Origin of the sequence: Pandoraea sp. NPDC090278, from assembly GCF_044772185.1 — a bacterium.
Classification (GTDB): domain Bacteria; phylum Pseudomonadota; class Gammaproteobacteria; order Burkholderiales; family Burkholderiaceae; genus Pandoraea.
The window spans coordinates 1255208-1267861 of sequence record NZ_JBIVYJ010000001.1 but is presented as its reverse complement, the minus strand read 5'-3'; the positions used below and the strand labels follow the sequence as shown (position 1 = coordinate 1267861).

At 62.3% G+C, this 12654-nt stretch carries 13 protein-coding genes; 8 read left to right on the top strand and 5 right to left on the bottom strand.

What is annotated here, in order from left to right; all coding sequences use genetic code 11:
• Nucleotides 1-46: 46 nt before the first annotated feature.
• Both ACIQWO_RS05410 and ACIQWO_RS05405 read right to left on the bottom strand, forming a co-directional pair.
• A complete protein-coding gene (locus tag ACIQWO_RS05410) occupies nt 47-1588 on the bottom strand; it encodes a glycosyltransferase family 39 protein (RefSeq protein ID WP_402820191.1) in 1542 nt (513 codons plus the stop codon).
• Nucleotides 1589-1813: 225 nt separating this feature from the next.
• Entirely contained in the window at nt 1814-2227 is a 414-nt protein-coding gene (locus tag ACIQWO_RS05405; protein WP_402820188.1) for a hypothetical protein, read from the bottom strand.
• 215 nt (nt 2228-2442) lie between these two features.
• Here ACIQWO_RS05405 and ACIQWO_RS05400 point away from each other — a divergent pair, with 215 nt between their 5' ends.
• The 3 genes from ACIQWO_RS05400 (at nt 2443) to ACIQWO_RS05390 (ending at nt 5295) form a co-directional block, all read left to right on the top strand.
• Entirely contained in the window at nt 2443-3396 is a 954-nt protein-coding gene (locus ACIQWO_RS05400) for an extracellular solute-binding protein (RefSeq protein ID WP_402820185.1), read from the top strand.
• A gap of 25 nt (nt 3397-3421) precedes the next feature.
• The gene (locus tag ACIQWO_RS05395; protein ID WP_402820182.1) at nt 3422-4258 is read left to right on the top strand and encodes a molybdate ABC transporter permease subunit; all 837 of its coding nucleotides are present in this window, start codon (nt 3422-3424) and stop codon (nt 4256-4258) included.
• A 131-nt stretch (nt 4259-4389) separates the two neighbouring features.
• Nucleotides 4390-5295, top strand: coding sequence for an alpha/beta hydrolase (locus tag ACIQWO_RS05390; protein WP_402820179.1), 906 nt, complete (start codon nt 4390-4392; stop codon nt 5293-5295).
• An 88-nt stretch (nt 5296-5383) separates the two neighbouring features.
• Here the strand turns inward: ACIQWO_RS05390 and ACIQWO_RS05385 are convergent, their stop codons facing one another.
• Nucleotides 5384-6685: an aspartate aminotransferase family protein gene (locus ACIQWO_RS05385; RefSeq protein ID WP_402820176.1), complete on the bottom strand. Its 1302-nt coding sequence runs from the start codon at nt 6683-6685 to the stop codon at nt 5384-5386.
• Between the two features lie 128 nt (nt 6686-6813).
• Here ACIQWO_RS05385 and ACIQWO_RS05380 point away from each other — a divergent pair, with 128 nt between their 5' ends.
• From ACIQWO_RS05380 to ACIQWO_RS05370, 3 genes are all read left to right on the top strand, one after another.
• Nucleotides 6814-7677: a LysR family transcriptional regulator gene (locus tag ACIQWO_RS05380; protein WP_402820173.1), complete on the top strand. Its 864-nt coding sequence runs from the start codon at nt 6814-6816 to the stop codon at nt 7675-7677.
• A gap of 214 nt (nt 7678-7891) precedes the next feature.
• A complete protein-coding gene (locus ACIQWO_RS05375) occupies nt 7892-8020 on the top strand; it encodes a hypothetical protein (protein WP_257125724.1) in 129 nt (42 codons plus the stop codon).
• 208 nt (nt 8021-8228) lie between these two features.
• Nucleotides 8229-9767 carry a methyl-accepting chemotaxis protein gene (locus ACIQWO_RS05370; protein WP_402820169.1) on the top strand — a complete coding sequence of 513 codons (1539 nt, stop codon included), beginning with the start codon at nt 8229-8231 and terminating at the stop codon, nt 9765-9767.
• Between the two features lie 17 nt (nt 9768-9784).
• Here the strand turns inward: ACIQWO_RS05370 and ACIQWO_RS05365 are convergent, their stop codons facing one another.
• Nucleotides 9785-10402: a nitroreductase gene (locus tag ACIQWO_RS05365; protein ID WP_402820166.1), complete on the bottom strand. Its 618-nt coding sequence runs from the start codon at nt 10400-10402 to the stop codon at nt 9785-9787.
• 205 nt (nt 10403-10607) lie between these two features.
• On the opposite strand from ACIQWO_RS05365, the gene ACIQWO_RS05360 reads away from it, so the two are divergent.
• Both ACIQWO_RS05360 and ACIQWO_RS05355 read left to right on the top strand, forming a co-directional pair.
• Nucleotides 10608-10835, top strand: coding sequence for a hypothetical protein (locus ACIQWO_RS05360; RefSeq protein ID WP_402820163.1), 228 nt, complete (start codon nt 10608-10610; stop codon nt 10833-10835).
• 104 nt (nt 10836-10939) lie between these two features.
• A complete protein-coding gene (locus ACIQWO_RS05355) occupies nt 10940-11332 on the top strand; it encodes a carboxymuconolactone decarboxylase family protein (protein ID WP_402820160.1) in 393 nt (130 codons plus the stop codon).
• A gap of 35 nt (nt 11333-11367) precedes the next feature.
• Here ACIQWO_RS05355 and ACIQWO_RS05350 read toward each other — a convergent pair whose 3' ends face one another.
• Nucleotides 11368-12615, bottom strand: a complete 1248-nt coding sequence (locus ACIQWO_RS05350) for an NADH:flavin oxidoreductase/NADH oxidase family protein (RefSeq protein WP_402821833.1) — start codon at nt 12613-12615, stop codon at nt 11368-11370.
• Nucleotides 12616-12654 lie beyond the last annotated feature (39 nt).

The following is a 12654-nucleotide window of genomic DNA, read 5'->3' as shown; positions in this document are numbered from 1 at the left end:
CCGGACCGGGTCCACACGGGCAACGAAGCGATTCTGCTTTAGATATTCATCGCTGCGGTGCAATGTAAGCGACGCAAAGCGGCATTGCCGAGCCGGGCGTGTTGCCGCCGTGGTACGAGAATGGCAGCGTTTCGCGGGCGTCGATGGTCAGCGACGGCCAAAGGGCGAGCGTGTGCGCGAAGCTGGCACGTCGACACGACCGGCCGGGGTGGCCGAGCAGGATCGCCCCGCGCGCGCGGACCTCCACCTCGTCGATGTCCTTTGTGTAGATGTTGGGGCGCTTCTTCTCCGACCAGCGGGTGAGCAGGCGTGGGTGGCCCGGTGCGTAGAACGTCAGCCATGTTGCGAGATGGTCGTTGCCGACGTAAGCCAGCGGCGCGTGATAGCGCGCCTTCCAGCGCTGTTCGAGGGCGATGCTTGCAGCCTTGATACCGGCGAACTTCTCTCCGGTGTTACGCAGGTTCAGGCCCAGCACCGTCGCATAGCCTATCCACACCGTCAGCCCGACGACGGGCAACCAACGCGAAATTCGCGGTGCGCGCTTTGCCGTGGCCGGTAACACGCATGCGACGAGCAGCGCTGGCAACGGCACGGCGAAAGGTTGCAGCCATTCGGAGATGCGTCCGCCTTCGTGCAAGGTGAAATACACGATGATGGGCAGCAGTGGCGTAAGCACTGTGACGGCAACGACCCGGACCGGCGCGTCCGGACGTCTGAAGCGCAGACCGGCCAGATGCATGACGAAAGCGAGTGTCGCCACAGGATAGAACGCCGTGAGTGCGCCGCGCAGACCGCGCCAGTTCAGCCGTTGACGGATCTGGTCGTCGACCCAGCGGAATGCCGCGAAATCGTGATGCACGAGCCAAAGGATGTTCGGTGCAATCAGTGTGAGGAAGACGAGCAGTCCGAGCAGGAAAGCGGGGTGCCGATAATGGCGTCGCGTATCCGGGGTCCACAGCGTCATGACAAACATCGCGCCGAGCAGGGCGAATGTCGAATACTTGGTCATGACGGCCAGACCGGCGACGACGCCAAACGCGAACCAGAACCGTGGCGAGTCGAACATCGCGCGCACGAAGAGCCAGAGCATCCACGGCCAGAGCATGACCAGCAGATAGTTGTCGTTGTACGGGAGGATGTCGATGTTGATCGCGCCCGTCAGGTGCAGGCTCAGCATGGCCAGCCAGGCGAGACGCCGGTCGCCCGACAACCGTTTGGCCAGATGCCAGACCCCCAGCATCCCGACGGCAACTACTGCGAAATGCGTCGCGTACCAATAGAACGCAAGCGCTTCGCCGTTAAGCCCTAAAACTAACGCTGGCCACATCGAGAACCCGACCAGCCAGGGGTTCTTCGGTGTTCCCCATTCCGCATTGCGCGCCCAGTTCAGGGCCTCGACGGCGTCGAACGGCACCGTGGGATCGAGGGCTGCGCTCGTGAGGGTCCAGACGATGGCGTACACCGTCACATAGAGCGACGGCGAAAACTGAACGACGACGGCCGCGCGGCTGACGAGTGCTCGCAACGTGAGCGTGCGACGCACCGGCGCATCGGTCGGCGAAGTGGGGGTGGCGACGTGATTTTGCATGCGCGCTTCGACTGGGCGAACGCGCGCATGTTCTTCACGTTATTTTGCAATCCGAATCAAAGAAAGCGCTGATGGATTGCGATATATGTTGTTGATTTTTTTGAGATTGCTTCTGCTGAAGCAGCCTGTTGCCAGCCGTTTCCAGTCAAGCTTGTTCACAAACGTCAACAAAACAAAACGAATGAAAACGGACGACAACAAACTTTCCGCCGACGGCGTCGCCCGTCAGCCGTTTTCGAGCAGTGCGTCGACGATCAGTGCCGCGTTCACGTGGCGGATGCGCTGATCGACAAAATAGCCGCCGCCTTCCTGATAGCGCAGATACAGCCGACCGCAGTCGCGGCACCGGCACACGTTCGCGCGATTGTAGGGAAAGTAGCGCGGCGCGATAGGCGCGTTCGTTGTCCAGTAGGACGTGCCGTCAGGGTGATATTCGCTGAACGTCGGTTCCGGCTCATTCGGCGCGAACAACGTGCCGATGACTTCGAGCTGCGCATCGGGCAACGAGTTGGGCAGGCTCGCCCAGCCGTCGAGCGGCGTTCGGGTGCATTGGCAATCGGCGGAAAGGCTGCCTGACGATTCGGCGAGGGCTGCGAGATCAGCGAAAGCGGCGTGATCGAGGTAAGGAAGATCGCTCATGGGGGCTATTGGATTGACGTCTGGCCGTCATCGTGTCTCGTTCTGCGTCAGCGGGGAAGCACGGTGCGACGGTGTTCGCCATGGTAGCGCGCCACGGAAAATGAAACACGGCTCATCGCGGCAACCCATCGAATTTCGCAGGGCTGTCATGAAGCCGGGCATGGACTGATATATGATATTCGCTATATATCGATCTATATAACGGAGTTCAGGCTGTGAAGAAGACGGGGTTTTCCGCGCGCGCTGTCGCGACGATGACGCTGGCGTTGTGTGCCGGTGCGACGATGGTGATGGCAACGCAGGCGCGTGCCGACGACACGTTTCGTGTCGCGTATGCCGGTTCGATGGGTGTGGTGATGGACAAGGCGTTGGGTCCGGCCTTCGCGCAACGTGAGCATGTGACCTATCAGGGGCAAGGCGAAGGCGCGTACGGTCTGGCGCGTCTGCTGGCCTCGGGGCGTTCGACGGCCGACGTGTTCGTCTCGATCACGCCCGGGCCAATGGCGATTCTGAAGGACGCGGGATTGATCGACGACGCCGTGCCGGTCGCTAGCACACGCATGGTCATTGCCTACAACCCGAAGGGTCGTTTCGGTGAAGCTTTCCGTCTCGCGGGCACCGATGCGGCGCATCCGGCGTGGTGGAAGGTGCTGCAAACGCCGGGCTTGCGCTTCGGTCGCACCGATCCGGCAACGGACCCGCAGGGGCAAAACATCGTCTTCACGTTGATGCTCGCGCAGAAATACTACGATCAGGCGGGCCTCGCGCAGGCGGTGCTGGGCGACGTTCGTAATCCGCAGCAGGTGTTCGGCGAAGGCGGGTTGCTCACGCGTCTCGAAGCGGGGCAGGTCGATGCGGCCTCCGGCTACGAAAGTGCGACGCGCTCGGCCAAGCTGCCTTACGTGGCGTTGCCCGACGAGATCAACCTGAGCAATCCGGTGTTCTCTAAGACGTGGTACGACACCGTGTCATTCACGTTGCCGGGCGCCGACGGCAAGGAAAAGACGATCCGCCCGCAGCCGTTGGTGTTCTATGCGGCGAAGCTGAAGAACGCCGCGCATCCGAAGGCCGCCGACAATTTCCTCGCCTTCATGACGTCATCGCAGGGGCAGCAGCTGTTTGACGACAACGGTTACGGCAAGCCGAAGGGCGACGCCCTGTACCACTGACCCTCACCGATTGGCGGAACGTTTCGTGCAGAAGTGGAGGGATGACCTGCCTGTCGACGCGGATGTCGGCAGCCGAGTCGGCGCAGGACTGGGGCGGTTGGGCGAAGTTGTGACGTGGGTGCTGCTGGCGGTGCCCTTCATCGCCCTGGCGGTGGAAACACCGTGGCGGCACTTTCGTCTGGCCTATGGCGACTGGGATGCGGTCGCGGTCTCGCTCGGGCTGTCGTGCCTGTCGATGGCGATCATCGTCTTCCTCGGCACGCGCGTCGCCCATTGGCTGGCTTCGACCCGGTCGCGCTTCGCCCGCGTTGCCGAGGGGCTGGTGCTCGTCGCGCTCATGACACCACCACTCGCGATGGGCATCTTGCTGGCGACGGCCTACGGGCCGGTCGGCACGTTCGGTGCGCTGCTCGCGCGTGGCGGCATCCTGCTGGGCAATAACGCGCCAGCCTTCGTTCTCTCACAGGTCTACGGCGGGCTGCCGTACTTCATCCTCGCAGCTCGCGCTGCGTTCGAAGCGGTGCCGCCGGTCTTGCCAATGGCCGCGCGCAGTCTTGGCGCAACGCCGTGGCAAGTCTTCCGGCGTGTGACCTTGCCGCTAGCACGCGGAGGACTCGCGGCGGGGCTCGTCGTTGCGTGGGTGCGCGTGATCGGCGAGTTCGGCATCGTCATGATCTTCGCCTACTTCCCGCAGGGCATCCCGGTGAAGCTCTACGTCAATCTGCAAAACGACGGGCTGGGTGCGGTCTATGCACTGCTCTGGCTGTTGCTGGTCGTGGCGTTGCCGTTGCCCATCTTCGTGCTGATGATGACGCGCCGCCGACACCGTGCGCATCACACAAACGACGACACTGTCTTCTGACCCCTGATATTCACTGCCCCGAAATTCATTTCAGATGTTAATCTTTTGCGCGTCCGTCCTCGAAGACGGATGGTATGCATAACTAGCGATTCACTAGACATCGATTGACATCAGGAGGGTATGTGTTCGAAATGTTCCGTCAACAAGGTGGGAGTCTGACCCGGCAGTTGCCGAAGGCAGCAATGGGTTTGATGGCAGCGGCAGCATTGCTCGGTGCACCGGCGCACGCGAGCGAGGTGTTGTCGAGCGAGGTGTACAGCAAGAATCTGTCGCGCCCGCTGACCTACAACGTCTACCTCCCGACGGGCTACGAAGCCAGCGGCAAGACGACGTATCCCGTGCTGTATCTGCTGCACGGCAACGACGGTGTAAAGAGCGACTGGGCGGTCAAAGGTCACATGCAGTCGACCATGGACAAGCTGATCGGCCACGGCGACATTCCGCCCGCCATCGTAATCATGCCGGACGCCAATACCAACTGGTACGTGGACCTGAAGGAGCGCATGGAAACGGCGTTCTTCAGTGAGCTGATTCCGCACGTCGAGAAGACGTATCGGGCGATCAAGACGCGCGACGGACGGCTGATCGGCGGCTTGTCGATGGGCGGGTACGGTGCGATGCGCTACGCGCTCAAGTATCCGGAGAAGTTCAAGGCGGCTGCACTGATGAGCCCCGCCATCTACAATCCGGAGCCGCCGAAAGATTCGTCGGCCCGCTTCGTGAAGGTGTTCGCCGAGCCGAATACGAATGGCGAGTACAGCGCCCGTGTCTGGCAGCAGAACAACTATCCGGCGTACTTCGACGAGTTCCTGAAGAAGGGCATCAAGGTGCCGATGTACATCAACTCGGGCGACGACGACGATTTCAACATCGAGATGGAAGCCACGCGCTTCTATGAGTTGCTGCGTGCGAACAAGCAACCGGCGGAGTTGCGCATCGTCGACGGCAAGCATGAATGGCCGGTCTGGGCGAGCACGCTGCCCGACGCGCTGAAGTACATCTTCCGCGATGTTCAGCGTCCGCAGCGCAATGACTGACGTCTGATCCAGCGGTTGACGTGATTCAAAATCGGCCCCTCGAATCCATGTGATCGAGGGGCCGATTGTCTTGAGGCGACAGTGTTGACTACAGCGAACGTTCGATCGCCTGCCCAAGCAACGACAGACCCAGATCGATTTCTTCTTCGCTGACGGTCAGCGGCGGGGCGATGCGGAACACGCCGCCCATGCCGGGCAATTGCACGATGTTCATGCTCAGGCCGAGGTTCATGCATTCGCGCGTGATCTTCGCGCCGAGGCCATCCGCAGGCGCTTTGGTGCGTCGGTCCTTCACGACCTCCATGCCGAGCAGCAAGCCGCGTCCGCGAACGTCGCCCACGCAATCGAAGCGCTCCATCAACCCCAGCAAACCATTGCGCAGTCGCTCGCCCATGACATTGGCGCGGGCGACGAGTCCGTCACGTGCCACCACATCGAGCACGCGCAGGCCGACAGCCGCCGGTAGCGGGTCGGAAACGTGCGTCGTGTAGAACAGATAGCCGCGCTCGTGGGCGCGTTCCTCGATTTCCGCAGACGTCACGATGGCCGCGAGCGGCAGGCCTGCACCGAGCGTCTTCGAGAGCGTCAGGATGTCGGGCGTCACGCCGTCGCGTTCGAACGCGAACATGGTGCCGGTGCGTCCGATGCCGGTCTGCGCTTCGTCCAGAATCAGCAGCATGCCGCGCTCCTCGCACTTGCGCTTGAGGGCGGCGAGGTAGCCAGGCGGAAGTTCGATAATGCCGCCCGAACTCAGGATCGGTTCGGCGATGAACGCGGCGAGATTGCCGCTCGACTGACGATCGATCAGATCGAAGGCGTAGTCCAGTTCGGCGAGATAGTCGTATTGCCCGGCCGGGCCGAAGCGCGGACGGTACGCGAACGGCGCGGGAATGGCAAAAGAGCCCACGGCCGCCGGGCCGACGCCCTTGCGTCCCGCGCTGTAGGTCGCAGAGGCGGCTGCGCCCGTCATCCCATGCCACGACTGTGCGAACCCCACAACTTCGTACTTGCCGGTGACGAGCTTGGCCATACGGATGGCCGCCTCGTTCGACTCCGCGCCGGTGCTCAGCAACATCACGCGGTCCAGTCCCTCCGGCGTGATCTCGGCCAGTCGGGTGGCCAGATCCACGACCGGACGCGAGAGCATGCCGCTGAACAGGTGATCGAGTTTGCCGATGGATTCCGTCACGACCGAGACGATGTCCGGATGGCTGTGGCCGAGCACCGCGCTCATCTGTCCGGAGGTGAAGTCGAGGATGGCACGCCCGTCGGCGTCGTAGACGAAGCTGCCCTGGGCGCGCTCGACGATCATCGGCTCGAAGGTGCCGCCGTAGCGGATCAGATGCTCGCGGGCATTGCGCCAGAATTCGGCGTCTTGGTTCTTTGACACGGGAAATCTCCGGGGAACGGCATTGGACGAAAAGCAACGGGGGCACAACACGCGCTTGCAGTCTAAGCAGCGCTCTGCTTTCATAAAAGCGAATAATGCTAATGAGAGATAGTAGTGAGACTAATATCGTGAGCGCGACACTGGAAATCGATTTGCTGCGCTCGTTCGTGGCCATTGCACAAGCCGGTTCGCTCAGTCGCGCCGCGCAGCGCATCGCCCGAACGCAGTCGGCGCTGAGTCAGCAGGTGAAACGTCTGGAGGAGACCGTCGATCAGCCGTTGTTTCAGCGCACGGGGCGTGGCGTGGTGCTGACCGGTTCCGGCGAGCGTCTGCTCGGTCACGCGCAACGCATTCTTCGCGCGCACGACGAGGCGATGGCCGACATGTCGGGGCGCGGACTGACCGGGACGATCCGGTTCGGCTGCCCGGATGACTATGCCGCAGCGTTTCTGCCGCATCTGTTGCGCGAGTTCGCGGTGGTGCATCCGCACGCGCAGGTTGAGGTGATTTGCGAGCCGACACCGAGATTGCTGGAGCAGTTATCGCGTCATGCACTCGATCTGGCCCTGATTTCATTACCTGACGGCGTGGACGTGCCCAATGTGATCCGGCGCGAAGCGTTGGTCTGGATCGGGAGCCGGGGGCTCGACGGAGTGCTCTCGAATCCGGACGAGCCCTTGCCGCTCGCGCTCTCCGATCCCGATACGCTGGACCACATCGCCGCTTGCGATGCGCTCGCGAAGGCCGGGCGGGCGTACCGGATCGCCTATGCGAGTAGCAATCTGGCTGGATTGACGGCGCTCGCGCGCTCCGGACAGGCGTTCGCGGTGATGACACAGACGGCAGTGCCACCGGACTTACGCATTGTTACAGCTGATACCTTGCCGACGTTGCCGTCCGTGGGGATTACGGTAAAGTTCGATCGCGCGCGTCCCAGTCACCTGAGCGTGGCGTTCGCCGATCATATTCGGCAGACGCTGGCAGTGATGTAAGGCGGACGTACATCGACAGGGCGTCGGTGTGCGTTCCCGTGGCGACAAATTTCAAGCACAATTGCGCGTTGCGCTGGCGAGCGGGCCAAGTCCCGGGCCAGTGCAGCAGTCAGTCAAAAGAATCCGGGTTCTGTGCATTGGGGGCATCCATGGCCAGAGATCCGGGGTAATGCAGTCTTCGCAAGTTTTTGCGATTTTTTGTATCGAGGTCGATATGTTGGCGCGTTTCGTGGCGTTTTCTCTGGTAATCGGTTCGCTGTTCGCACTGGCGGGTTGCAATACGGTCGACGGCGTCGGTCAGGACATTTCGGGCGCTGCTCGCACCGTCAAGCGCGCGCTGTAAGTCGTTCGCGCCGCGTTAGTCCGTTTATGCCTCGCTTTGGTGCCATTTCGCCGAAAAGAGGCCGCGCTTGACGCACCATCTCAAGTTTTCCGCTTTCTCGCCGTTGGAGCCGCTAACGCTGTCATGAAGGTACGGGTATCGTGCCGGGTGGCAGACGGTGGCGGCCGCTCTCGGTGGCCACGAAATGGAAAGAAAGGCGGAAGCGCAAATGTTGAAAAATTGGACGATTCGTTGGCGGTTGCGGGTGGCCGTGGCCGGTCTGGCGGCCCTTGTGCTGATCATCGGTGGGCTGGCACTCATCGGATTGCGCGACACCGTGGGGAGCTTGCGCGAGGTCTACGACAAGGAGCTGGCGAGCACGCGTTTGCTGGGCGAATCGGAAATTCATATCGGCCGGGCGCGTGCAGTTGTGCTGCGTGCACCGCAAGCGCCGTCCGAAGACATCAAGGCGGCTGACGTAAAGAAGGGCACCGAGTACTGGGGCGAGTCCGAGAAGGCATGGCAGTCCTATCTGGCATTGCCGTCGGACGCCGACGAACAACGTCTAGCGAAAGACGTGACCAGCGCCCGCCAGGCGCTCAAGGACGCCTTCACGTTGATCCAGAACAGCATTGCTGCCGGACAGCCCGACGTCTACTACGAGCAGGCGGCAGTGCTGGGCAAGCGTTACACGTCATACGTCAATGCTAACGAAGCGCTCAAGAAGCTCTACGACGATCGCGCGAAGTCCAGCTTCGAATCGGCGGTGTCGACCTACGATCGCTTGTTTGTCGTGACCCTCGGGGCGATTGCGTTTGCGATTATTGCGGCCTTCCTGACGGCGCGCTCGCTGAACCGTGCGATCACGCGACCGCTTGACGATGTCCTCGAACACTTCCAGGAAATTGCCGACGGGAATCTGCAACGCGCGGTGCATGCGACGTCGACGGACGAGATGGGCCGGTTGCTGGGCGCACTCGCCAATATGAAGACGCAGCTCAACGATACGGTCGCCCGTGTGCGCAAAAGCGGTGAAGCGATTGCGGCCAGCGCGCGTGAGATTGCGGCAGGCAATCTGGATCTGTCGGCGCGCACGGAGCAACAAGCCGCCTCTTTGGAGGAGACGGCGGCCAGCATGGAGCAGCTGACCAGCACCGTGCGTCAGAACATGGAGCATGCGCGTCAGGCGAACCAACTGGCGCGGCAGGCAAGCGATCAGACGGGGGCGGGCGACACCGCAATGACCGAGGTCACGGACACCATGCGCGCCATCGATGCGGGGTCGGCGCGGATTCGCGACATCATTGCGCTGATCGACGGCATCGCTTTCCAGACCAACATCCTCGCCTTGAATGCGGCCGTCGAAGCGGCGCGTGCGGGCGAGCAGGGCCGTGGGTTTGCGGTCGTCGCCGGTGAAGTCCGGACGCTGGCGCAGCGCTCGGCGAGTGCGGCGCGCGACATCAAGACGTTGATCGAGACGTCGGCCGAGCGCTCGGCGGCGGGCAGCCGTATCGTCGGTGAGGCAGGCGCGGCGATGAGCAGCATCGCGAACAGCGTGCAACGCGTGACGGACATCATGGCGGAGATTTCGGCGGCGTCGGAAGAGCAGGCGGCGGGCATCGATCAGGTGGCACGTGCCGTCACGCAAATGGACGAAGTCACGCAGCAGAACGCGGCGCTGGTCGAGCAGGCATCGGCGGCGGCCCAGTCGCTGGCCGAACAGGCCGAGTCGCTGAAGTCCGCCGTCGCGGTGTTTCGTCTGGCGTAAGCCGAGTCGGATCGCCTTCAGATCGACGAACGCCCCCACCATTCGCGCACGAAGTCGCCGCGATCCGGGCGGGGCGTGACTTCCGGGTTCTCGGGCGGCGTACCGACGAAGAGGAAGCCGAGCACTCGCTCGTTCGGTTCGAAGTCGAGAATGTTGTGGATGTCGGGGTCGTAGGCGTCCACGCCGGTGGCCCAGAAGCCACCGTAACCCAGTATGTGGATGGCGTTCAGCAGATTCATGCTGGCTGCACCCACGCTGAGGAGTTGTTCGATTTCGGGCACTTTCGTCGCCGTCGAAACGGACGCTGCGATCACGATGATCATGGGGGCCGCAAAGGCTTTACGGCGGCGCTGCTCGTGGGTTTCGGCAGGTGCATCGGGATCGCGTCTGGCGGCAGCCTCGACGAGCGCTTGTCCGAGATCGTCACGGGCTTCGTCGCGCACAACCACGAAGCGCGACGGACGCAGACGTCCGTGATCGGGTGCACGCAGCGCGGCGTCGAAGATCAGGTTCAGTTCGGTATCGCTCGGGGCTGGCGCGGCAAGCGGCCATTGGGACTGGCGCGAGAGCAGCGCTTCGAGGGCCAATTGGCGCGAAGCCACGTCCGGCGGCGAGAATTCAGGGGTCGTGCCCATCGGCGGGATTCTCCAGAAACGGAACCCCCATCATCCGCCATCTACGTACAAATTGCAAAATGATTCTCATTTGCAATATTGCGATTCATGCGATCGCGGCGCTGTCTGTACACGAACACCGGTGGTCGCAGAAAGCGTGGTCCCGCTATCGCGTGCTAGCATCGATTTCGCATTTGCAGCCCGGTCATTGAAGGAGAAAACGCATATGGCAAAGCAATCGACAGCGAGTCAACGCAAGAAGGATTTGTATCCGGTATTCGGGGAAATGACGTCTCCGGCAAAGAACATCCGTCTCTCCGACCCGGAAGCAAGGGAAGCGATGGCGGCGGCGAAAGCGGTGGTGACAGCCAGTAAGGAGAACGCTTTACGGTTTCTGCAAAGCGTTGGAATCGTGACGGCGTCGGGACGGCTGGCGAAGCGCTACGGTGGGTGAATGACACGCCGGTGGGATCTGAATCCGATGATGGAGCGCTCTTTTGCGAAAGCTTGTAACCTACGCGTTCACTTCCTCGCACGCCTGTCCGGCGCACGTCATCCATGAGCCAGCAAAAGCCTGTCGAATACGTATCCGCGACGCCAGAAGTCAAAGCCGTCTTTGACGACATCAAAGCCACGCGGGGTGTCCCCCACGTCAACAACTTCTGGAAGTACATTGCACAGCATCCCCCGACCCTGGAGCGCACCTGGGGTAGTCTCAAGGACATCATGGCCGACGGTGCGCTCGATCCGCTCGTCAAGGAGCTGATTTATGTTGCAGTCAGCGTCACGAACAACTGCGGATATTGCGTTGCGAGTCACACTGCGGGCGCGCGTCGTGCGGGGATGACCGACGAGATGTTCGGCGAGCTGCTGGCCGTCGTAGGCATGGCCAACGAAACCAACCGGCTCGCCGTCGGCTATCGCGTGCCGATCGATCCGGCTTTCGAGTAAGCGACTCGGCACCGACGGCGACATTCAAGCAACATTCAGCGCGCCAAATTACGCGTCGTGTCCCGCGCCATCCATCGGCGGTATCGGCGCGTCTGACATGCTGCCCCAAGTTGCTGGGCGATCAGCGCTCGCACGGGTGAGACGGTCGGGTTTGTCGCCCGACCGGTACTCAGACGCATGAGCTGAAACTTGACGACGGCCATGTTCGCCATCGAACCCAGCATCTTGTTCTTCCAGCGAATCGGATTGAGTTGCGGCTCCGACGTCTGGCCCAGACGCCAGCGATTCGGCAATTCGGGATCGATGGAGAGTGCCGTCGCCATGCCCGCCATCGCTACACCGCTCGCGATCACCTGGTCAGCGACCGTCCGACGGCGAATGCCGCCCGTGACCATCAGCGGCATCGTCGCCACGCCAATCATTTCGCGGGCGAACTCCAGAAAATAGGCCTCGCGTGCGAGCGTGCGTCCGTCGCGCGACTCGCCCTGCATCGCCGGGGCTTCATAGCTGCCGCCGGACAGCTCCACGAGGTCGACGCCCAGCGAACCAAGCATCTGAATGACGCGACGCGCGTCTTCCGATCCGAATCCGCCACGTTGAAAATCGGCCGAATTCAGTTTGACGGCGACGGCGAAGTCGGTCGCGACAGCCGCACGCACGGACTGCACGATGTCCAGTAGCAAGCGGGCGCGATTCTCGAGACTCCCGCCCCAGCGGTCCTGGCGCTTGTTCGTCAGCGGTGAAAGGAACTGACTGAGCAGATACCCGTGTGCCGCGTGAATCTCTACGCCAGTAAAACCACTGCGCTCGGCGAGCAGCGCGCTTTGGGTAAAACGTGCAATGACGTCCGCAATGTCCGTCTCCGTCAATTCTCGGGGCATCGCGAAGCGCTTCGAGAAGCTGCCGAGTTCGAGGGCCACCGCAGACGGTGCGACAGTGGCCTGACCCAGCGCGGACTGCATTTGGCGACCGGGGTGATTGAGCTGCATCCAGATCTGCGCGCCATGCTGCCGCGCCGCCTGGGCCCATTGACGGAAGCGTTCGAGGTGCGCGTCGTCCTCCAGTACCACACCGCCGGGACCGGTCATCGCTCGCGCGTCGATCATCACGTTGCCGGTGATGATCAGGCCAGCCCCCCCGCGACCCCATGCGTCGTACAGGCGCACCAGTTCGTCGGACGGCGCGTGATCGGCGTCCGCCATGTTTTCTTCCATCGCGGCCTTTGCGATGCGATTGGGGATCGATGTGCCGTTCGGCAGGGCAAGCGGAGCGAACAGTGACAGGGGAGACATGGCCGTACCTCGAATCTTCAGTTGACGATG